Source organism: Rhodococcus sp. WB9, from assembly GCF_007558985.1.
GTDB lineage: Bacteria > Actinomycetota > Actinomycetes > Mycobacteriales > Mycobacteriaceae > Rhodococcus_F > Rhodococcus_F opacus.
The window spans coordinates 4,580,641-4,601,308 of record NZ_CP041769.1; the positions used below are offsets into that span (position 1 = coordinate 4,580,641).

At 64.3% G+C, this 20,668-nt stretch carries 18 protein-coding genes and 5 pseudogenes; 14 read left to right on the plus strand and 9 right to left on the minus strand.

Annotated features, from left to right (window positions below; translation table 11 throughout):
* Window positions 1-344: 344 nt before the first annotated feature.
* From FND50_RS21185 to FND50_RS21195, 3 genes are read left to right on the plus strand one after another with little or no spacing between them, the layout of a single operon-like run.
* Complete coding sequence (locus tag FND50_RS21185; RefSeq protein ID WP_144286993.1) at window positions 345-1,574, plus strand: cytochrome P450; 1,230 nt, start codon at window positions 345-347, stop codon at window positions 1,572-1,574.
* 38 nt (window positions 1,575-1,612) lie between these two features.
* Window positions 1,613-2,575: a PDR/VanB family oxidoreductase gene (locus tag FND50_RS21190; protein WP_260850590.1), complete on the plus strand. Its 963-nt coding sequence runs from the start codon at window positions 1,613-1,615 to the stop codon at window positions 2,573-2,575.
* Window positions 2,576-2,607: 32 nt separating this feature from the next.
* Window positions 2,608-3,435 (plus strand): SDR family NAD(P)-dependent oxidoreductase, encoded by an 828-nt coding sequence (locus FND50_RS21195; RefSeq protein ID WP_144286995.1) that lies wholly within the window; start codon window positions 2,608-2,610, stop codon window positions 3,433-3,435.
* A gap of 75 nt (window positions 3,436-3,510) precedes the next feature.
* Here the strand turns inward: FND50_RS21195 and FND50_RS37835 are convergent, their stop codons facing one another.
* The gene (locus FND50_RS37835; protein WP_144286996.1) at window positions 3,511-3,873 is read right to left on the minus strand and encodes a hypothetical protein; all 363 of its coding nucleotides are present in this window, start codon (window positions 3,871-3,873) and stop codon (window positions 3,511-3,513) included.
* A 316-nt stretch (window positions 3,874-4,189) separates the two neighbouring features.
* Between FND50_RS37835 and FND50_RS36985 the strand changes: the two are divergent.
* Window positions 4,190-4,499 (plus strand): annotated as a pseudogene (locus FND50_RS36985) (IS21 family transposase); the annotation flags it as partial.
* Between the two features lie 69 nt (window positions 4,500-4,568).
* Here the strand turns inward: FND50_RS36985 and FND50_RS37840 are convergent.
* The 3 pseudogenes from FND50_RS37840 to FND50_RS36990 form a co-directional block, all read right to left on the minus strand.
* A pseudogene (locus FND50_RS37840) lies at window positions 4,569-4,658 on the minus strand (transposase); the annotation flags it as partial.
* Window positions 4,659-4,697: 39 nt separating this feature from the next.
* Window positions 4,698-5,168 (minus strand): annotated as a pseudogene (locus FND50_RS21210) (transposase); the annotation flags it as partial.
* A 44-nt stretch (window positions 5,169-5,212) separates the two neighbouring features.
* Window positions 5,213-5,346: pseudogene (locus FND50_RS36990) on the minus strand (dihydropteroate synthase); the annotation flags it as partial.
* A 143-nt stretch (window positions 5,347-5,489) separates the two neighbouring features.
* Here FND50_RS36990 and FND50_RS21215 point away from each other — a divergent pair.
* Window positions 5,490-6,734, plus strand: coding sequence for a porin PorA family protein (locus FND50_RS21215; protein WP_144286999.1), 1,245 nt, complete (start codon window positions 5,490-5,492; stop codon window positions 6,732-6,734).
* A gap of 183 nt (window positions 6,735-6,917) precedes the next feature.
* Window positions 6,918-7,139 (plus strand): hypothetical protein, encoded by a 222-nt coding sequence (locus tag FND50_RS21220; RefSeq protein ID WP_144287000.1) that lies wholly within the window; start codon window positions 6,918-6,920, stop codon window positions 7,137-7,139.
* A 315-nt stretch (window positions 7,140-7,454) separates the two neighbouring features.
* On the opposite strand, the pseudogene FND50_RS21230 reads toward FND50_RS21220, so the two are convergent.
* Window positions 7,455-7,791 (minus strand): annotated as a pseudogene (locus FND50_RS21230) (integrase core domain-containing protein); the annotation flags it as partial.
* Window positions 7,792-7,815: 24 nt separating this feature from the next.
* On the opposite strand from FND50_RS21230, the gene FND50_RS21235 reads away from it, so the two are divergent.
* Window positions 7,816-8,691 (plus strand): LuxR family transcriptional regulator, encoded by an 876-nt coding sequence (locus FND50_RS21235; RefSeq protein WP_260850591.1) that lies wholly within the window; start codon window positions 7,816-7,818, stop codon window positions 8,689-8,691.
* A gap of 261 nt (window positions 8,692-8,952) precedes the next feature.
* On the opposite strand, the gene FND50_RS21240 is transcribed toward FND50_RS21235, so the two are convergent.
* Both FND50_RS21240 and FND50_RS21245 read right to left on the minus strand, forming a co-directional pair.
* Window positions 8,953-9,807, minus strand: coding sequence for a TauD/TfdA family dioxygenase (locus FND50_RS21240; RefSeq protein ID WP_144287001.1), 855 nt, complete (start codon window positions 9,805-9,807; stop codon window positions 8,953-8,955).
* A gap of 151 nt (window positions 9,808-9,958) precedes the next feature.
* Window positions 9,959-11,365: an MFS transporter gene (locus FND50_RS21245; RefSeq protein ID WP_260850593.1), complete on the minus strand. Its 1,407-nt coding sequence runs from the start codon at window positions 11,363-11,365 to the stop codon at window positions 9,959-9,961.
* 463 nt (window positions 11,366-11,828) lie between these two features.
* Between FND50_RS21245 and FND50_RS21250 the strand changes: the two genes are divergently transcribed.
* Both FND50_RS21250 and FND50_RS21255 read left to right on the plus strand, forming a co-directional pair.
* Window positions 11,829-12,269 carry a transposase gene (locus tag FND50_RS21250; RefSeq protein ID WP_186301114.1) on the plus strand — a complete coding sequence of 147 codons (441 nt, stop codon included), beginning with the start codon at window positions 11,829-11,831 and terminating at the stop codon, window positions 12,267-12,269.
* A gap of 141 nt (window positions 12,270-12,410) precedes the next feature.
* Window positions 12,411-13,424: an Lrp/AsnC family transcriptional regulator gene (locus FND50_RS21255; RefSeq protein ID WP_144287002.1), complete on the plus strand. Its 1,014-nt coding sequence runs from the start codon at window positions 12,411-12,413 to the stop codon at window positions 13,422-13,424.
* Window positions 13,425-13,856: 432 nt separating this feature from the next.
* Here FND50_RS21255 and FND50_RS21260 read toward each other — a convergent pair whose 3' ends face one another.
* Window positions 13,857-14,846, minus strand: a complete 990-nt coding sequence (locus FND50_RS21260) for an XdhC family protein (protein ID WP_144287003.1) — start codon at window positions 14,844-14,846, stop codon at window positions 13,857-13,859.
* A 185-nt stretch (window positions 14,847-15,031) separates the two neighbouring features.
* On the opposite strand from FND50_RS21260, the gene FND50_RS21265 reads away from it, so the two are divergent.
* From FND50_RS21265 to FND50_RS21285, 5 genes are all read left to right on the plus strand, one after another.
* Entirely contained in the window at window positions 15,032-15,580 is a 549-nt protein-coding gene (locus tag FND50_RS21265) for a MarR family winged helix-turn-helix transcriptional regulator (protein ID WP_144287004.1), read from the plus strand.
* Between the two features lie 298 nt (window positions 15,581-15,878).
* Complete coding sequence (locus tag FND50_RS21270; RefSeq protein ID WP_144287005.1) at window positions 15,879-16,247, plus strand: hypothetical protein; 369 nt, start codon at window positions 15,879-15,881, stop codon at window positions 16,245-16,247.
* Window positions 16,247-17,116 carry a xanthine dehydrogenase family protein subunit M gene (locus FND50_RS21275; protein WP_144287006.1) on the plus strand — a complete coding sequence of 290 codons (870 nt, stop codon included), beginning with the start codon at window positions 16,247-16,249 and terminating at the stop codon, window positions 17,114-17,116. The genes FND50_RS21270 and FND50_RS21275 overlap by 1 nt, the downstream gene beginning before the upstream one ends.
* Window positions 17,113-17,658 (plus strand): (2Fe-2S)-binding protein, encoded by a 546-nt coding sequence (locus FND50_RS21280; RefSeq protein WP_144287007.1) that lies wholly within the window; start codon window positions 17,113-17,115, stop codon window positions 17,656-17,658. The genes FND50_RS21275 and FND50_RS21280 overlap by 4 nt, the downstream gene beginning before the upstream one ends.
* Window positions 17,659-17,729: 71 nt before the next feature.
* Entirely contained in the window at window positions 17,730-20,054 is a 2,325-nt protein-coding gene (locus FND50_RS21285; RefSeq protein ID WP_260850596.1) for a xanthine dehydrogenase family protein molybdopterin-binding subunit, read from the plus strand.
* Here FND50_RS21285 and FND50_RS37845 read toward each other — a convergent pair.
* Window positions 19,966-20,451, minus strand: a complete 486-nt coding sequence (locus tag FND50_RS37845; RefSeq protein WP_144287009.1) for a transposase — start codon at window positions 20,449-20,451, stop codon at window positions 19,966-19,968. The two genes, FND50_RS21285 and FND50_RS37845, sit on opposite strands and share 89 nt — an antisense overlap.
* Window positions 20,452-20,668 lie beyond the last annotated feature (217 nt).

The following is a 20,668-nucleotide window of genomic DNA, read 5'->3' on the forward strand; positions in this document are numbered from 1 at the left end:
GGCTGACACTCACTCCGCGCTCCAATCCGTCCACTTCATTCGAGTGCACTGAAAGCCTCGGTAGAGCATCTAAAACGTTTCATTCCAACACTTTTCGCTGGCAGCCCACAGCCCGAACACTCCAGCTCGGCCCTCGCACCAGATATCAATCGGATTCACCGTTGACGATCAGCCAACGACATGTAACGATATGACCGTTCACAGTTCAATGTGCCGCCCGTCACAGTCCCGCGGGTCGCCCTTCGGAATCGGTCGAACCGCAGCAGCTTCCGCGTCTATTGCTGAACGGATCCCGAACCGGAGGTCACGGCACACCTCCCGCCGCCGCTACCGAAGGAGCACACATGACAACTACACCCACAAACGACTTGGCCGGCAACGAGACTGCCTCGGGAACCGAGGACCACCCGGCGTTTCCCTTCGGTCGCACGTGCCCATTCGCGCCGAACGACAAGTACGCATCCTTCAGCGACGACAATCTGCAGAAGGTCGACTTCAAAGGCACGCCCGGGTGGCTCGTCACCGGCTACAACAACGTGCGTGCAGTTCTTGCCGATCCCCGCATGAGTGTGCGCGGAATCGACGACTCGTCCCGCGGCGACGACGGCGAGCAGGCGGTTCCCGGCTTCTTCGTCGCAATGGATCCCCCGCAGCACGACGACCTGCGCCGGATTCTCGCGAAGGAGTTCACGCCGCGCCGTATGGCTGCGATGCGCCCGACGATCGAACGGATCGCCAACGACCTGATCGACGAAATCCTGAAGTCCACCGAACCCGTCGACATCGTCGACGCACTCGCTCTGCCGCTCCCGTCGCTGGTCATCTGCGAGCTGCTCGGCGTCCCCTACGACAAGCACGACTTCTTCCAGGAACGCACCCGCGCCGTCCTCGCAGCGGACAGCACTCCCGAACAGATCGGCGCTGCGATCGGCGACGTCATGACCTACCTCGCCGAGCTGGTGACCGTCAAGCAGGCAAACCCTGGCGACGACCTGGTCAGCCTGTTGGTCAAGCACATCGAGTCGGGCGACCTCGGCGTGATCGACGTCGCGGGCATGTCCACTCTCCTGCTCATGGCCGGCCACGAAACGACCGGCAACATGATCGGACTCGGACTGTTCGCTCTGCTCGAGCATCCCGAGCAGCTCGCCGAACTGCGCGAGGATCCGGAACTCATGCCGCAGGCCGTCGAAGAACTGCTGCGTCACCTCGACATCATCGGAAGCCTGCCCCGGACCACGACCGAGGACATCGAGATCGACGGTCAGCGGATCGCCAAGGGTGAGCTCCTGATGTTCTCGACCGAGGCGGGCAACCGCGATCCTTCGGTGTTCGACGAACCGGATCGGCTCGACTTTCATCGCGACGCCAGCCGGCACCTGACGTTCGGCCACGGCATCCACACGTGCCTGGGCGCACCGCTGGCCCGGGTCGAGCTGCAGGCCGTGTTTTCCCTTCTCCTCGAACGAATCCCGGCCATGCGTCTGGCTGTTCCCGCAGCCGACATCGAGCTCAAGAACGATGCTCGGATCTTCGGCATCCACAAGCTGCCCGTCACATGGGACCCGCGGTAGCAGCCGACCACGAATCGGACGAAGAAGGAGACGCGACCGTGACGACCCGCCAGTCGTGCGACGAATTCGATGTCGTCGTCGAGAGTGTCGAAGCCGCCGCCACCCAGGTCAAGGCGTTTGTGCTGCGACCGGTGACCGGAACGACCCTTCCCACCTGGACACCCGGATCGCACATCGACGTCCTTCTGCCGTCGGGACCGATCCGCCAATACTCACTGTGCGGAGATCCGTCGGATCGCGACGGATGGCGGATAGCGGTGCTCCGTGAACCGTCAGGCAAGGGGCGCGGTGGTTCCGAATACATCCACACGGCCCTCGAGGAGGGGTCGAAGCTTCGGGTAAGTAAACCCCGCAACAACTTTCCTCTCATCGAATCGGGTCGATACCTGTTCGTCGCCGGCGGCATCGGGATTACCCCGATCCTCCCGATGATTGCGCAGGCCGACGCAGAGCGCGCCGACTGGCGGCTCGTCTACGGTGGCCGGAACGCCCACTCGATGGCCTTCCGCCACGAACTCGCCCGATACGGTGATCGGGTCGAGATCTTCCCCGAAGACCTCACCGGCCCGTTCGATCTCGACACCGTGCTGGGTACGCCCCGACCCGATACCGCGGTGTACTGCTGCGGTCCGTCCGGATTGCTCGCGGCCGTAGAAGAGCGCTGCAGCGCGTGGCCGGAAGGGTCGTTGCATACGGAACGATTCGCCGCGACCGCACCGCAAACGTCTGGCGACACTGCTTTCGAAGTCGTTCTCGCCAAACAGGACCGCACGTTTGTCGTACCGCCGGGCGAGACGATCCTTCGGACATTGGAATCGAACGGTGTCGACGTGCCGTCCTCCTGCCAGCAAGGAATGTGCGGACGCTGCGAGCAGACCGTACTGGAGGGAACTCCCGATCACCGCGACGAGATCCTCACGCCCGAGGAACGCGAAGCGGGCGAATACATCCTGATCTGTGTGTCCCGGTGCCACGGCGACCGCCTGGTACTGAATCTGTGATCCCACAAAGAAATCCGACAAGGAGCAAGCAAATGGGCCGTGTAGAGGGAAAAGTTGCCATCGTCACCGGTGCAACCAGTGTCGATCCGGGAGGCCTCAACATCGGTGGCGCCACCGCAACCGAGCTGGCCGCTGAGGGCGCCCGGGTCGTTCTCGCCGACATCAACGTCGACGGCGCCGAACGCCTCGCGGCGATCCTCAACGAGCGTCACGGCGACAAGACGGCGCTGGCGGTGGGCATCGATCTGCGCCACGAGGACCAGATCGAGAAGCTCGTGCAGCGTACCGTCGACTACTTCGGCGCTCCCGACATTGTCGTCAACAACGCAGGCATCTTCCCCGGCGACGACGGTGACGTCGCGAACATGAGGATCGACGTGTGGGACAACGTCATGGCGATCAACGTCCGGGCGGCGATGCTGCTCACCAAACACACACTGCCCCATCTTCGTAAGAACGGTGGCGCGATCGTGAATACCTCGTCCACCCACGCATTCGCCGGCGACAGTAGCCTCACCGGGTACGGAGCCACCAAGGCGGCGCTCATCGCACTGACGAAGTACACCGCCACCCAGTACGGGAAGGAGGGAGTGCGCTGCAACGCCATCTGCCCGGGTACCACCACCACGCCGCCGGCGCTGGCGTTACCGCAGCAGATCAAGGACATCTACGTCCGGCACACGATGAGCCCGACGCTCAACGGCCCCTCCGAACTCGGCAAGGTGTACTTGTTCCTCGCCTCCGACGACGCGCGTGGCATCAACGGCGAAGTCATCCGGGTCGACGGTGGTCTTCTCGCGCATCAGCCGTTCGTCCCAGACATGAGCACACTCGGCATGGTCACGGCACCGGATCAGTAACCGTCGTCAACAACGCGTGCCATCTGTCTGCCGAGACGTCAGAACGTGTCTCCTATTTGCGGACGCGCGTGTCCGCTATTTGCGGACGCGGTGATAGAAGACGAACGCAGAGAGGAAGTACGCCATCGAGGTATGTGGTGGCGTACTTGTCGTAGTGAGCTGCGATTCGGCGCCACAGCTCGAGACGCCCGATCCCACGCTCGACGGTGTAGCGCGCGCGGAAGCGCCCCTTGTCGAATGCCAGCGAGAGGTAGGACCTTCCATCTGGCCACCACCGGAAACCTTAATACTTTTGAGCGTCGCGGCGAGCAGCATGCCCGGCAGCTGCTCGGATTCAACCAGGACGGCTGCGATCGAGTCACCAGTGGTGACGGTTTCTGCAACCGTCTTCGCCGCAGGAACCGTCACCACTTCGTCTGGCGCCTTCACGCTCGCCACACACCGATCCTTGCGAGGACCACCACCCGTTCGGCTTCACCCCTGTACATATAGCAAATGTCAGCGGCGACGCCTGCCAAGGGACACGAGGGGCGTCTCGGTAGGCGGACAGGTGATCTCCCTGTCGGCGGTCAGCTGATCTCCCGCGTGGGTCAGGTCAGACGCATCGCCCCGCGTCCGACGGTGGCGCCCTGCAACCGCAGCGGGGCGCCTTCGGTGATCACGACATGCGCATGATGGAGCAGTCGTTGGCTTGGTTTGCCGCGCAAAACAACCGACCGAAGAAGCCCCGAGCCCCAAGTGCGCCAGGGAAGTGATGGAGATCTTGGAAGCCTACGACCTGACCCAGTGTGCGCATTCGGCGGCGCAACTGGCCGGGTGCGACGAGAAGACGGTGGCCCGGTATGTCGAGCTCCGCGACACCGGTCGCGACCCGGCCGAGCGTGCACGCCGCGCACGCTGGATCGACTCCTTCCCTCGGGAAGATCGAGGAGCTGGTGGAGGCCTCCCAAGGCCGAATCCGGGCGGACGTGGTGCACAAGCGGCTCACCGCGATGGGCTTCGACGGCACCGAACGCACCACCCGCCGCGCGGTCGCCGAGCTCAAGGCGACCTACCGGGCCGGGCACACGCTGTTGATGCTCGCCCTTCATGGAGATTCCCGAGCGGTGAGTGCGCGGGGCGCGTCCGGCGTAGTCGGCCAGGTGGCCGGGACTCCGATACTGTTCGGGGTCAACGATTTCGAGGAGGATCTTGATCCCGGTCCTGACCCCGATGCCGGGCATCGACGTCAGGATCGGCCCAAAAGGGTGTGCCTGCAAAGCCTACTCGAACTGCGCCTCCAGCTCCTTACGAGCCTCCATGGTTGACAGTAGCTCTGCGGCAGGGTGTTTCAACACCTGATCTGCGACTCGACTACCCGGGATGAGGACCGTTTGCTCGCCGAGCGCATCGGCGATCCGCTCCACGATCCTCTTGTGGGAACGCGGAGCGTGCTTGGTAACAAGAGTGTGCAGCGAGCGCTTCCCGGCCGTGGACAGGCCGACGGGACCGCCGAATCGTGCCAGGATCGCCGGTCCGACGGTCTTGTCCAGGTAGGGGCCGATCGCACGCTCGAACGCAGGGTGAACGTCGACAAGAACGCCTCGGATCCGGTTGGTCAGGCGAGTCGCTTCGACGGCGAGGTCGTCGTCGAACTCGGCGAGCATCTTCAGGTCTGCGATCTCGTCGTCATCGACACTGATCAGACGCAGTGTCGCGGGCGGGGCGCGGGCCGCCTCGGCGATGACGAACGCGTCGCGCGCATCTTTGCGTTCCCCGGATGCAGATCCGCGATATACCCTCCTGAAACGTCGTTGATTTGTGAGGCCCCGAGGATGGTGGCTGCTCGGCGACGTTGGCGCGCATCGTGTCAACACTGACGGTGACGCCGCATGCCACGAGTTCTTCGACGACGGGGAGAATCCGGCGCGTTCTACGTCGACCCCGATATGGGCTATGCAATGAAGTGGGTTGGCAAGGCCTATGTTTCGACGTCACGACGCTCGAAAATTGTGTCTTGCATCACGAAGATGTATGAAATAGGGTTCCTGTAAACGTCTTTACCCGTGCGATGCTTGATTTCTTCGCTCGATGTCGCGCTTAACTCGGGCCAGGGAGTTGTAGCAAGTACGCCATTCGAAGGCGACGTCACACGTCTATTCCCAGTGGCCGCCGGGCTCTTGTGGAGCAAAATTTTCCCGTGCAGTATCCCACTCGTCTTATCCGAGGAGAGTTCTATGGCCATGCGCCGTTCGTCCGTCGTGCTGCTCATCGTTGGCGTACTGTTGATCGCCGCAGCAGCAGCGATCAAATACGTTGCCGTACCCAACCTATCGAAGTTGCCCGAGGATACCGATGAGAACGCGGCGTTCGAAGGTACTCTTCGTCAGCTCGACCCGACAAGCTTCGCGCTCGATGCGGGCACCCCGATCACCATCGACCGCTCTGTCACTGTCGACGAGGTGGCGGGCGACACCGCGGTCGTCACGAGCACCGCCGTCACTCACCTGCCCAGCGGTGACACCACCGACCGACACAGTTACGCCATCAGCCGCGTGGACTACACGCAAGCACCGGCGCCGGACGGGGCCCAAGTCGAAAATCAGCAGGGCGGCGTCACGCTGTCCTTCCCGATGAACCCCACCACCGACGACACACTCGTCTACGACTCGGTCACACGTACCGCGCAACCGGTCACCTACACCGGAACAAGCACCCTCGAAGGTCGGGACGTCCACTCTTTCACCGGAACGACGACCGCGCCTATCGCAGACCCTGCCGTGCTCGGACCCGTCAAGGCCGGAATCGCAGCCCTCGCTCAGAGTGGCGACGGCTCCACCCTGCCGAAGGCGATGCTGCAGTCCCTGCTCCCCGCACTGCCCGCCGATCGCGCGGCTGCGGTGCTGCGAACACTCGAGACTGCACCCGAACAGGTGCCTGTCGTCTTCACTTCGGTGAACGCGATGACCCTCGCCGTCGATACCCGCTTCGGAGCGCCTATCAACACCGCACAGAATCAAACCACCGTGCTCAACATCCAATCCGGTGATGCAACCGTTCCGCTGCTTGATCTCTCGCAGGTACAGGTTGAGACCTCGGAGGCATCGATCCAGTCGGTGGCCCAGAAATTCGTTGAGGGTGAGCGACAGCTGAACATTCTGGCAGTCTGGGTTCCGCTCGCGTCCGCATTGATGGGTCTGCTCCTCGTCGTCGTCGCGATCGTTCGCCGCAAGCCCGGTGCACACGGTGACGACGCCACCGGTGTGTTCGATCCGAGCGAAAACGACCCCCACGCTTACGGCGCGCGTACTGGAAGGTAGTCCGAGAGTGTTGGCAACACCGCTCCTCGCAGGCCACACCTAAACGCAGATCGATCAGTACAAAATCACTGTGTCCAAGTGCGGACCTGTGGATTTAACACCATGCCCGGCACGCGCCCGCATGTGTGAAACCCCCCGCTCTGCAGACGTCGATCTCGCTGGTCGAAGATGAGAGGACACCCCGTGCGAGTATGGCCTCCACTGGCGGCGGCGCATTCGACGAGAACGGGACAGTGCTCGGCGGAACCACCGAGCACACCGCCCCCACCGACACCGTGCCCGAAGCCGCGCGACGACTGGTGCACCCGGCAGGGACTGTTCGACTGGGGCTACCGCGCCGGCGGAATCACCCGGTTCTTCGGACCGGAAACCGAAGGCCTGCAGATAATCGCCGGGTGGAGCTGAGCACATCCAGCACGGCGAGGAGACGGTGGTCCTCCCGTTGTGTGAATGGTGGACGAGTCGTTCGCCGACTTCGCCGCGGCCGGCGACATCCTCGCCGAGACGTTGCCCTGATGCATGTCGGGGACATATCGTCTCCCCAGTTCGCACCGGGTAGGGCAGGCCGGTGCCACGGTGGGGTCAGGTGAGTTGCCGGATCCGGGCAGGGTGACAGCGATCTGCTCGAAGAGGACGTGCCAGCCACGTTCGAGCCAGGTCAGCCGTCCCCGGTCGAGATGGTCACCGTTGAGGTTGCCCCTTGCGAGTGGACACTGGATTTCATGCGGCAACTGACAGCGTAGACGACGCGATCAGTCGTTGTTCGAACTCGACTGGGGTGAGGTATCCGAGGGAGGAGTGACGGCGAAGCCGGTTGTAGTACGAGAGCCACTCGAACAACTCCAACCGCGCCTGCGACTTCGACATCCAACTCCGGCCGTGCAGCCGTTCCCGCACGAGTCCTTGGAAGAACGACTCGGCGAGAGCATTATCGTAACTTTGACCGGCCTCGACTCGGCAGGATCCCATGACGGCCGCACACATCGCCGAAAGCCGTTGCAGTGTACTGTTATCCGCGATCACCGCGAAAGACCACGCCACGAACGTCACCACCTCGGTTGCAGTGTTCGTCGTTCGCGTGGTGGCTGACAGGACGACCGACCCGACAAGCCACGCGTACATCGACTACGCCGAGGGTTTGCATGCCCTCCTCAGCGGTGATCCCACCCGCGCATGTTTGCGACTCGAACATGCCCTCACATTCTTCGGTACCGGGGAGGACGTTCCCCATGTCGGCGTCCTGCACAGGCTCGGGATGGCCTATCAGCAGCTCGGCGACACGCACCGCGCGATCGACTGTTACGAACGGATCGTCGCGATCACGCAAGCGCACGGTGAATCGATGTATCGGTCGTTCGCGCTGTGGGCGTTGGGTGATGCGGTGTGGCGTCAGGGTGAGACCGGTCGGGCGGTGCAGCTGATCGAACAGTCACTGCGGCTGACCCGGGTGGTGCACACTCCGCGCACCGCGGTCGGGTGCCTCGAGACCCTCGGGCTCATCGCCGGCGAGGGGCGTGACGCTCGGCGCGCGGTGGTCCTGATCGGTGCGGCCGAGGAGCTGGGGCGCACCGTGGGCAGCCCCACGGTGCGCTCTCCCGGCATGCTCGTCGCCCGGGAAGAGTTCGAGCGCAGGGTCTCTCAGGTGCTGGGCAGCAAGGAGGTGGTCGCCGCGGCGCGGCGGGATGGTCAGCGGCTGGGCTTCGAGGCCGCCATCGCCTATGCCCTCGGCGAACAGCCGCCGGAACCATCGGCTGATCCGTCGGTTCGACTGACCAAACGCGAACAGCAGGTTGCCGAGCTGGTCGCCGAGGGACTGACCAACCGGGCGATCGCCGCGCGGCTGGTGATCTCTCCGCGCACCGCGCAAGGCCACGTCGAGCATGTGCTCACCAAACTCGGGTTCACCTCGCGCACGCAAATCGCGGCCTGGGTCGTCGAACGTGGGCAGCAACAGTGACTGCGGACCGCAGTCTGCGGCGACGAAACCGGATTCGGGTTGCGCGGACGAAACACTGCAGACCCTCTGCCACCGTGTCCTCGGCCACAATCGCGTTATCCGGTTCCGACACCGCCCGACGCCTGTCTACCAGGTGTCGTTGTCTATGGTGCGGTCACGTTCGCGGACAACGCGAGGGATGAGCATTGCTGGGTGACCACGATCCGGGGGTGCTGGACGACCGACCGCGGTCTGTCGTCCAGCACCCCCAGCCGACAGTTGTCAGGCCGGGCGGTCACCTCGCAGGGTGACGCGGTGCATGCGCCGGTAGTGCGGGTGGTAGTCGCCGACCGCGTAGTGCTGCGTCGATCGGTTGTCCCAGATCACCAGGGAGTTCGGTTCCCACCGGAATCGGACCTGATACTCCGGGGTCTTGGCGAGGCCGGTGAGCATGTTCCGTAGCGAGTCGCTCAGTTGCGGAGGAACCCCGGAGATACGTGAGGTGAACAACTCGTTGACGTAGACGAGTCTGCGACCGGTTTCCGGATGCTTACGCACGACGGGGTGGGTCATCGGAGGATACTTTCTGCGTGTTTCCTCGTACCGTGCTTCGCCGTCGTCGCCCTGACGGACGACACCGGTGAGTTCCTTTTCCCAGTCGTGCACGGCCTCGAGCCCGTCGATGAGGGTCTTCATCGTCTCCGGTAGCGCGTCATATGCGGCAGTCATGCTGGACCAGAGGGTGTCGCCGCCGCACGGTGGGATGTCCTGCGCGTGGAGGCAGGTCGCGGAATTCGGTGTCGCCTGCCAGGTCAGATCGGAGTGCCAGACGTCGGTGCCGGCGGCCCGACCGCGAGATTCGAGCACCTCGATGAACGGGTTCCCGGGAAGCGAGGGGAAGAACGCACTGACTTCCTGGGGATCGCCGAAGACCTTGGCGAATCGGAGCTGGTCTTCCGGTCCGATGTGCTGATCGCGGAGGAAGAGCACTTCGTGTTGCAGGAACGCCTGACGCAACTCGGCCTGGCATTCCGGCGTGATGTCGTCGCGAAGATCGAGTCCGTGGACGAGCGCGCCGATGGTCGGGGTGACACGCTCGAGGGTGAAGGTGCGAAATGGTGACTCGTTGCTGCTCATAGTGCTTCCTTTCATCAAGAAGGTTTCTCGTCGTGCTGGTCCGATGCTGTCTCATCCCACAGCGCAGGCGGATTCAGATGATCTGGCACGCGAGGCCGTCGTATTTCTCTGTGCCCGGACGGCACCGATACGGGAGGACTTGTGTGACCCGTCATTGAGACAAGGTGGAAGTGCGGAGACCGTGCGCCCCCGCCGAAGCACTCACGGCGCCGCCGCCCCTTTTCCGAGTCGTCCGCCCCAGCACCAGGGCACAGGAGATCGAAATCGCCGAGGCCACAATGATATACAGCGAAATGGAGAACGAAGAATGGGTGGCGGCGAGCAACGAGCCCGCGATGAGCGGCGCGATGGCGCTACCCAGGAGGTTGCCGAGGGTGGTGGCGAGGGAAAGCCCGCTGTAGCGGACTCTGGCGTCGAATACTTCGGAGAAGTACGCCGGCTGCAGCGCCCACGGAATGTACACCGCCACGGTCGCGGCGACGTAGCAGGCCGCAATGACGCCCCACGAGCCCGTATCGAGCGCCCAATACAGTGGGACCGCCAGAACACCGATCAGTCCAAGTCCCACCAGGTAGAGCCGTTGCCGCCCGAACCTGTCCGACAGGGCCCCGGCGAGCGGAGTGACGAAAAATCCTATGGCCGAAGTGATGATCACCAGAACCAGCATCGCACTCTGGCTGAGACCGCCCGGTTTCTGGGCGTAGACGAAGTTGTACACGGTGAGGAGGTAGAAGAAGATGCCCGGGGACAGGCTGGCGCCGGCGACGAGCAGCACCTGGGCAGGGTGGGTACGCAGAACCTCGATGATGGGCAGGCGCACCACCGCGTGGACATTCTTGACCCGGTCGAATTCCGGGCTCTCGGCCACCTGCACCCGGATGATCAGTCCGGTGATCACGAGTACGGCGCTGAGCAGGAACGGGATCCGCCATCCCCAGGCCATGAAGTGTTCGTCCGGCATCGCATCGAGCGGAAGGTACACGGTCATGGCGAGGATCAGTCCGACCGCCACCCCCGCCTGCGGCCAGCTGCCGTAGAAGCCGCGTTTGCCGTCGGGTGAGTGTTCGGTCGCCATCAGCGCGGCTCCGCCCCATTCGCCGCCGAGGGCGAATCCCTGGGTCAATCTCAACGCGACCAGCAGTACCGGGGCGAGGACGCCGATCGTGGCGTACGTCGGCAGAAGGCCGATCGAGAGGGTGGCGACGCCCATGAGTAAGATAGTGACGACCATCATCGATTTTCGGCCCACCCGGTCCCCGAAGTGGCCGAAGACGACGGCACCGATGGGGCGGGCGACGAAGCCGGCGGCGAAGGTCGAGAAGGCCAGCAAGGTACCGATCGCCGGGGCGAAGCCCGGGAAGAAGTGGCGGTTGAAGACGAGGACTGCCGCCGTGCTGTAGATGAAGAAGTCATACCATTCGATGGTCGTTCCGATCAGGCTCGCTAATGCGACCTTCTTCGGCGAACCAGTGCCCGCTGGTCGTGCGACTGCACCACCCATACTGTGCCTCCCGGCTATTTGGCGCGAAAATATGCGGTCACGCGGCGCGTGTACCACGACGAATCAGAGCGTTGAGGCAACGACTCTCTTTGTGTAATAGGCAATGCAGCGGTAATCTCCCGCCATTTATTTAAGTGGTCAATATCTTACCGCTGAGGATAGTCGTGCGCAAGGTCTCACTTCTTACAGTTTGAGCCCTCAAACTGCTGTTATGCCGAACCGCGAGACCGCAGGATTCAGGCACTGAGTGATAGATGAAATAGAGTGGAAAATGGATTTCTCGGCCCGGAACGGCACTACACACCTCGGCGGAATCAGCCACGCATGGCTCGCACGAAGAAACAGACCATGTGCACAGTTAACGATTCCCACTCGCGGGCGGAAAGCAACACAAATCCATGTGGGATTTATTTGCGACAAGCCGGCACACCACGAACAGAAATGTCCGCAGAGATGCTTATCCCGACGGGGTTGCCGGCACTCACCCAAGTCGCGGGGTGCGATCGGGTGGGACGTCAGCGTGGATTCGACCCCCGCGCAGGCTCACCAGCATGCAGCGGGCGGGCGCTGGACTCCCGGGGCGCAGTCCGTGCCGCCCGGCGCGGTCGAGATCGAGCCCGCCGACCACGCGTTGCGGCGCTCCCGAGATAGGTGGACCACCAGGACGCATCTGGCCTACCTGGCCACAGCGGCCCCTGATCACCTCGGCTGCGGCGTCAGCGTAGTCGTCCAGGTCGAACCGACGTCCGGGATCCCCACTGCGCCCGTAGCCGAGGGCGTCCCGGGCGAGCAGCCTCAGGGCATTGAAGAGCTCACCGAATTGTCGTGCGAAACCATCGGCGCTACCACCGATTCCGCGCAGCAGGAGAGCGGGATCGGTGCCGGACCCGACTGCGTGCGCCACAACGCCCGTCCGCTGCCTACCCGCCCGTTGGAGGGCACCTTCCTCACCCCTGACTGATTGTGTCCTCATGCATCGACCTCGACTTCGTGGGCCGGGAGTCCCGGTTGCGCAACTCGCGCTCAACCACTCTGAGCGGCGCACCTCACGAGACCTGGGTTTTGGCCGATTTCCATAATTTTCACGGCCATAATGTCCACTATGACCTCTCAGGCTGCAGCAGAACTGGACCTTGCAATTATCGGCGCGCTGCAGCTCAACCCCCGCGCTGACTGGGCGGACTTGGCGGAGGCACTTCAGTACTCGCCGAAGACACTCGCCCGACGATGGAAGTTGCTGTCCGAGAGCGGCTCGGCATGGATCGCGGTGGCTCCCGGCCCGACCTTCCTGCAATTCGGATGTGCCGCATGGCTTGCGATCACCTGCAGACCCCAGAGCAAGCCTGACGTTGCAGAAGCCCTGATTGCCGAACCAGCAGTCGACACGGTATCGAGCACATCCGGGACGTCGGACTTCCATGTGATCGTGTTCGTGTCCAGCATCGCCGACCTCACTCGTCTACTCACCGACCGCATCGAGGTGATCGAAGGAATCAGGTCGGTGACAACGACGGTCGTGCTCACCAACTACACGGAAAGCGCGCGGTGGCGCATCCCGGTGTTAGACCTGGAACAGGCCCATCTTCTCCAATCACCCCAGGCAGCGCCCACCCGCAGGAAAACGATTCCATTCCTGGACGATCTCGATCGTTCTCTGCTCGGAGCCCTGGCGAAAGATGGGCGTCAAGCATGGACCACGCTCGGCGAGCACTGCGATGTGACCGGACCGACCGCGCGGCGCCGCGTCGAAAGGCTGATCGACGGGGGCCGCGTGGCCCTGCGCTGCGAGGGAGCAAACACACTGGTCGGACCAGTCGTTGAGACGACTTTCATGATCACGACCCCACCGGGCGAAGTGAACACGGTCGGCAACCTACTGAGCCGACTTCCAAAATGCCGAATTGCAAACGCCATTACCGGAACCTCGACAATCGTCGCCACGATGTGGTTTCAGACGGTTACCGAGATCGCGCCATTCGCGGCTGCACTCACGCGAGAACTTCCGTCCATCACCATCTCGGACCGGTTCATCAGCCTCCACACATTCAAGAGGGCAGGCCATGTCCTTGATCAGGATGGACGAACCACCGGATTGATCCCACGGGCCATCTTCTAGCGGGAACCGAACAACCCGTCACCAGCCGACACCAGAGCTCTCGGGGGTGACCGGTCATCGATCGGCTTCCGGAAGAGCAGGTCATTGACATCGTCAACCTTGTCGGCGCCCTCCTGCTCGGTGCCGACGACGCCGGCCCCAACGCCACCGCCAGCATCAGCCGGTCGCCGAAGGTCCCGGGTCGGCGACGACCCGGGTATCCACATTGGCAGGCATGACAGGCCGCGACGACCTGCGAGATGCGGGCGTCGCAATGACGAGGTTGGATAATCGGACCGCCCCTGTCGAGACGCCGAGAGCTACATTGCTGCCGGTGAGGGCTGGGTGGGACGGGGGCGACTGAAAGAGCATCGTGACGGCATACTCGATGCTGCCCCTCCTGCGGCCCGTGAGTTGATGCTCACGCCACTCGGTGAATCCGCCCGGCGGGATCTATGTGGAGGGCCGCGACGATCGGCCCTGGTTGGACCCGATGATGATTTCGGCGGCAATGGAGATGGCGGTCTCGGCGGGTCCACGGTTGCCGATATCGAGGCCGATCGGGCTCGATAGCGCGGTGAGGTGTTCGGGGCGGAGACCGGCTGCGGTGAGTGCTTGTCGTCGGTTGGCGTCGGCGGTGAGTGACCCCATGGCACCGATATAGGCGAGGGGGTGTGCCCATCTGGCCTCGTCGAGGCATTCGAGGAGGACCGGGATATCGATCTTGGGGTCGTGGGTGAGAACGACAACGACTGTGCGGGAATCGAATCGGCCTGCGTTGCGTTCGCGTGCAATCCAGTCCGACGGCCATTGGCAGACGACCTCGTCGGCGTCGGGAAACCGCTGCGGTGTCGTGAACACGGGGCGGGCATCGCAGATGGTGACGCGGTAGCCCATTCGGGTGCCGAGTAGCCCGGTCTCCCCGGCGAAGTCGGTGGAACCCACGATCACCATCCGTGGCCGGGATTGGAAGCGGCGTATCAGTGTTCCGGAGGAGCTCAGGCCGGTGGGGGCGTCGAGTTCGGGTGCGATGCGGTGGGTACCTGCTTCCGGTCCGGTGAGGACCGTCTCGAGGATGACGGTGTCGTCGCGCAGTGTCCGTTCCATGAGGTCGGCGAGTTGCGGCATGGTGGCGCGGTCTACGCGCTCGACGAGCACGGTCAGCGACCCGCCGCAGGTCAGTCCGGGTTCGAGGATGTCGCCGGTGGGTCCGTAGTGCTCGATTCGGGGGTGGCCGGTGGTGAGGACGTCGAGAGCGGTCTCGTAGAGGGCGCCCTCGACGCAGCCGCCAGAAATGCTGCCGACCACGGTTCCGTCCTGACGGACTGCGAGCATGGCGCCCGGATCTCGCGGAGAGGATCCGTGGGTGGCGATGACGGTGGCGACCGCGACGGCGCGGTGCGCTTCCCATTCGGTGAAGATGTCGCGCAGGACGGTGTTCACGGGTGCCTCGCAATTTCTGTTCGCGTCACGGTTCCGGCGAGCGGGACCGGGGAGCCGGCGCAGTGATGGCGAGGATCGTACAATAGTTTTGCGCAAAGATAAGTCCTGCAAATGTCGGTGAGCCGGTCGCCGGTCGGCGAGACCGATTCGCGGCACCCGTGCCCTCATCGAATCTGGAGTGTGAAGTGGCCGAATCGGATCGGGTAGACGGGGTCGGTGAGATCATCCGGCAATGGGCCCGGACGCGCCCGGAACTGGACGTGTCGGCGCTCGAGATTTTCGGACGGCTGCATCGTAGTTTCCTGCTGTACCGGGCTCAGATCAACGAGCTGTTCGAGCGGTTCGGAACGAACGAGGCGGGGTTCGATGTTCTGGCGTGCCTTCGGCGTGCGGAACCGACGTTTCGGCGCACCGCGGGGGAACTGGCGAAGCAGACCTTGATCACCACAGGTGGCCTGACGATGCGGGTGAACCGGCTCGAGGATGCCGGCCTGGTGCTGCGTGAGCGCGATGACATCGACTCCCGCGTGGTGTATGTGACGCTCACCGACGCGGGTCGCACACTCGTCGACGCTGTCTCGGATGCGCACTTCGCCGAGCTGGCGCGGATGCAGGGTGGACTCGCGGGTGATCAGCGCGAGCAGCTCGCCGATCTTCTGTCCGTTCTCGAGGGCTCCTTACAGGCTGCCGCATCGGAGAACGCCGCACAGTCGCTCGGTGCAGCATCCGCATAAGGCTCGTCTTCAAACTCCTCGGGCGGACGCCTCGGGTCGCCTGACGTGCTCGCGCGCGTTCTCGAGGTAGTGCAGCGACGCGTCGGTGGCGATATTTCAGCGCAGCCACGGCTGTGACCTGTATCCCTTCGGCGGGCGGTGCGCCTCGGCTCGGTGAGCCTCGCCTGATCGGTGTGGCGACCGTGGCCGAGCTGTTGACCTCGTGTAGCCGACAGCGCTAAATTGTCTTATAGCAAAGATACTTTGCGCTGAGTCTTCTTGAACCGTATCCGCAGTCCTTTCGAATGGAACGAGGCACATGAACAAGAGCGGCCTTGCCACGGTGGCTGCGAAAGGCGGCGGCACCGTGACCGCCCTACCCTCGCGCGGCGATGCAACCCCCGAGCGGAACCCAGCAGACGGCAGGCTCGGCGCGCGTGGCTCCTTAGCTGCCGTGCTGTTCCTCCCCGACCGCGTTCATAGTGAGGATCCGATCGTCGTTCGTGAGCATCGTCGGGGCCGGGATCGGCGTAAGTTCGTCTACACCGGATTCTGTTCGGTAGCCGTCCGCGCCGCAGTCGACGTCGCCGTCGCGGCCGTCGAGCGGCGCGCCCTACGAGGGATGAATCACCACATGCATACCGGCGACGGCACACAGCGCCGCGCCCTCGTGCGGGGAGCCCGCTGATGCGCACCCAGGCTCTCGACGCCGGGTTGGTGGCGCAGACCCAATTCGCGATGGCCCCATTCCGGCTCCATCGCCCTACCACCATCGAGGACGCCCTCGCGATCGTGTCCGAACATCCGGATGCCGTCATCGCCGCGGGCTGCTCGGATCTGGTCGCCCAGATCCGTGAGGGCCGCGGCCTGGAAACGTTGGTGTCGCTGCAAAAGGTCGATGCGCTCCGCGCGATCAGCCACGAGGCTGGCGTTCTTCATATCGGTCCGATGGTGACCCATCACGCCGGTGCGACGAACGAACTTGTCGGCACCGTGATCCCGAACCTCGCGGCGGCGTGGGCGTCGATCGCGACGGTTCGGATCCGGTACACCGCGACCGCCGGCGGGAACGTGATGGCGCGGCGGTACCGCTACGAGATGCCGCTGCTGCTCGGAGCCCTCGACGCGGACCTGGTCTTCGATGCCGGCGCGGCATCGCGTCCGGTCGCATCGTTGTGGGCGGACACCGGATCCGCTCAGCGAGGTCTGCTGACCGACATCACGATACGAACGGACGACCTCGTCTGGTTCGGATACGAGCGGTCGATGCGTCCCACGGCGACAGTGGCCCTCGCGGTGCGCCGCAACCCCGACGGCACCCTGCGGGTGCGCGCGCACGCGGGATCGGAGTACCGACACGGATTCGCACTGACGGCTGATACCGGCGCCGGCGAACTCGACCCGCTCGAGGTGAGTACGCAGCTTGCTCGGCAGCTACCGGACGAGTGTGCCGATTACACCGGCTCGGCGGAGTACCGCCGGCATCTGGTGCGTGTGTTGTCGCGCCGCCTGCTCACCGCGGCGTGTGCACAGCTGAAGGGAACGACAACGAGATGACCGAGTACCCCGATCGCGATCCCGACCGATCCGCTGCCCCCGACGGAGAACTCGACACCTGCATCGAGTTCGCCCTGAACGGCGTCAAGCAGACCGTGTGCGTCGCCGCCAATGCCATCCTGCTCGACGTCTTGCGCAACAACCACGGCTGCAGGGGTGTTCGCGGTTCCTGTGAGCGCGGGGTCTGCGGGGCGTGCACCGTGCTCGTGGACGATCTGCCGGTCGCGTCCTGTTCGACCTTCGCGTTCAGCGTCGACGGTTCCTCGGTCGAGACAGTGGAAGGGTTGGCCGCGCCCGACGGCACACTGTCCCCACAGCAACGCGCCTTCTCCGAGTGCGGGGGTTTCCAGTGCGGCTTCTGCACGTCGGGGATGTTGATGCTCACCACCGGGCTGTTGCGCCAGGACCCTCAGCCCGACCGCGGCACCATCCGCGAATGGATCAGTTCCAACACCTGCCGCTGCACCGGATACGAGATGATCCTCGAATCGGTGGAGCGGGCTGCCGAACTGTCCGGCGAGACGAATGGGGAATCCGCGTGAGAGCGACAGCCGAGTCCTTCACACACGATGTCGACTCCGACGCTACGAGCGCCGGATACACCGTGTATCCGATGCCGACAGCCCCGTCGGACAAGCGGGTCACCGGACGTGATCAGCCCCGCGCCGACGCCGCGGTCAAAGTGACCGGTAAAGCGATCTACAACACCGACATCGTGCGGCCGGGCATGCTGCACGCGAAGGTGCTGCGGAGCCCGCACGCGCACGCCCGTATCGTGTCCATCGACGCGAGCGCCGCCAAGGCACTGGACGGCGTCACCGCGGTGCTCACGCGCAATGAAACCGACGGCCTGGCGTGTTACGGCACCATGGTCAAGGACCAACCCGTTGTCGCGACGGACACCGTCCGGTACGTCGGCGACATCGTCGCCGCCGTCGCCGCGGTCGACGAGCGCACGGCGCTGGCGGCACTGGACTTGATTCGGGTCGAATACGAAACCCTGCCCGCGGTATTCGACGTCGAGCAGGCCCTCGACCCGTCGTCGCCGACAATCCATCCACTCGAGCCGCGCGGCGGTCTGCCCCCGTACCGGAACGGCGCGTCGGCGTCGCTGCGCAGCGAACACAATGTCAGCTACGAATTCCGTTACAGCACAGGCTCACCGGAAGTGTGGTACGAGTGCGACCACATCTTCGAGGACACGTTCTACTTCTCCCGGATGAACCACATGCATCTCGAACCGTTCGTCACCGTCGCGGAGGCAACCGACGAACAGATCGAGGTCTGGACGGCGACCCAGAGCCCGTTCAACCTCCGCCAGGAACTCGGGCACGTGTTCGACCTTCCGGAAAACCGAATCCGGGTGCACGTCGCCCTGCTCGGGGGCGCGTTCGGCGCGAAGAACGGCCCGAAGGCCGACCCGGTCGCCATCCGATTGTCCCAACTCAGCGGCGGTCGACCGGTGCGGTTCTGCATGAGCACCGAAGAAGGCTTCCTCACCGTCTCGCAGCACGCCGCGAAGCTGACCGTCAAGGCCGGCGTCAAGGCGGACGGCACCTTCGTCGCCCGCACATCGACGGTGCTCCTCGACAGCGGGGCCTACGCCGAACACAGTCCGGCGGTGGCGGAAAAGGCCGGCTATCGCATGCCGGGCGCGTACCGCTGGCAGCACATCGACACCGTCTGCAAGGCGGTCACGACGAACACGGTGCCCGCCGGCGCCATGCGTGGTTTCGGTGCCACGCAGACGACGTGGGCAGGCGAACGTCAGATCGACCTCATCGCGCAGCGACTCGGCATGGACCCCTACGAATTGAGGCTCAAGAACCTCAAGAAGCTCGGTGAAGAATTCGTGCCCGGGGATGCGGGGATCGACTCCGACCTCGCCGAAGGGATGCGCCTGGTCGCAAACGCCATCGGCTACCACCACAGGGACCGCAGTGGGAACCGCGGCATGGGAGTGTGCGTCGGTCTCAAGGACAGTGGCGGCGGAAACAAGCCCGCGATGGCGCGGGTCAAGGTGACCGCCAACGGTGATGTCTTCCTCAATTGCGCACTCACCGAAATGGGCCAGGGCGGGCACTCGGCGATGTCCCAGATCGTCGCCGACGTTCTGCGCACCAGCCGTGACCGTGTCGTGTACACGCGCATCGACACCGACCACACCCCCTTCGATCAGGGCACCAACGCCTCATCCGGAGTCGTGGTGATGGGACAGGCCGTCCGCAACGCGGCGGAGAACCTGCGCAGACAGGTGCTCGAGTGGGCGGGCGAGGTGTTCACCATCGACCCCGCCACCGCGGTACTCGACGACTGGACGGTGCGCACCCCCACCGGCGACGCGTATCCGCTGTTCGAACGGATCATGGAGTACTTCGGCCACACCGGGTTCGAGTTCTCGGCCGACGGTTACTACAAGGTGCGCAACGACGCCGATGCGCCGTTGGCCGCCCGGTGTGTCTTCTACGAGATCGGTTGGGCAGCAGCCGAGGTCGAAGTCGACCCGGAGACCGGAAAGGTCGAGGTGCTCCAGCTCGCGGTCAGCGGTGACGCGGGCAAGGTGATCAACAAGATCGGCTGCCGCGGCCAGGACGAAGGCGCCGCCATACTAGGCCTTGCGCAGGCCCTGTTCGAGGAAATGCGGTACGAGAACGGTGAACTCCTCAACGCCGAAGCCCTGCTGTACCGCGTCCCACTCGCCGAGGACCTCCCCGAACGCTTCGTCTCGATCACCCAGGAGCAGGGACACGGCGCCGGACCCTTCGGCGCCAAAGGCATGGGAGAGGGCGGCATGCTCCCCATCGCCCCGGCGATCGCCCAAGCCATCGCCGACGCGGTCGGTGCCCAGCTCACCGAACTGCCGATGACACCGGAACGCGTCTACCGCGCACTCTCAACCGGCGACGTGCCCGGTCTCCCGCCGTTGTCGCACACCTGAATCCAACCAGACCCCAGACCCCAGACCACCGGTCGTCGGCACAGACGCCGACGACCGGAAGTCGACAGGAGCAGGACGGCGGCATCCTCACGCGCAACGTCGCTGTTCCTGCATCGCAGCGACACTCCGGCGCCGCACCCACACCCCCGCCCACCGCCAACACCGGAACAACCCGACCACCGTGCCACCGCTCGTACCGAGCCGGCACATCCTGCCCCGTCGTACCCGCCCGAACCCGCCACCGGACCCCGTCGATGAGCTGCCGTTTCGTCCACGTCTGCGAACGGCCCGCCTTCCTACCCAGAGACAGCAGCGGCACCAACCGCGCCCATTGCACGTCGGTAGCGTCCGCCCGCCCCGGCACCGCGACGCTGGGCACGAGGTCTCCAACGCCCATTTGCCCCCGAAACCGGCTGCCGCGCTCGTCCCGATGCTTTTCTGCGTGTACTTCACCACGCTTTGGGGTTCATTCCGACGCCCTACGCTGCTCTGGCGCATCCCGCGTGCCAGCGGATCCACAGCGTAGGTGAGGCGGCCGGAATTGTGGCAACAACCAGGCCTTAACCACGAGTGTTGTCGAGGATGCATGGAGTATCAAATCCGCCAGCCGCATA

Coding starts and splice junctions, on each gene's coding strand:
- FND50_RS21185 (WP_144286993.1), top strand. CDS start 345: ATGACAACTACACCCACAAACGACTTGGCCGGCAACGAGACTGCCTCG.
- FND50_RS21195 (WP_144286995.1), top strand. CDS start 2,608: ATGGGCCGTGTAGAGGGAAAAGTTGCCATCGTCACCGGTGCAACCAGT.
- FND50_RS21240 (WP_144287001.1), bottom strand. CDS start 9,807: ATGAGCAGCAACGAGTCACCATTTCGCACCTTCACCCTCGAGCGTGTC.
- FND50_RS21255 (WP_144287002.1), top strand. CDS start 12,411: ATGACCTCTCAGGCTGCAGCAGAACTGGACCTTGCAATTATCGGCGCG.
- FND50_RS21270 (WP_144287005.1), top strand. CDS start 15,879: ATGAACAAGAGCGGCCTTGCCACGGTGGCTGCGAAAGGCGGCGGCACC.
- FND50_RS21275 (WP_144287006.1), top strand. CDS start 16,247: ATGCGCACCCAGGCTCTCGACGCCGGGTTGGTGGCGCAGACCCAATTC.
- FND50_RS21280 (WP_144287007.1), top strand. CDS start 17,113: ATGACCGAGTACCCCGATCGCGATCCCGACCGATCCGCTGCCCCCGAC.
- FND50_RS21285 (WP_260850596.1), top strand. CDS start 17,730: ATGCCGACAGCCCCGTCGGACAAGCGGGTCACCGGACGTGATCAGCCC.
- FND50_RS37845 (WP_144287009.1), bottom strand. CDS start 20,451: ATGGGCGTTGGAGACCTCGTGCCCAGCGTCGCGGTGCCGGGGCGGGCG.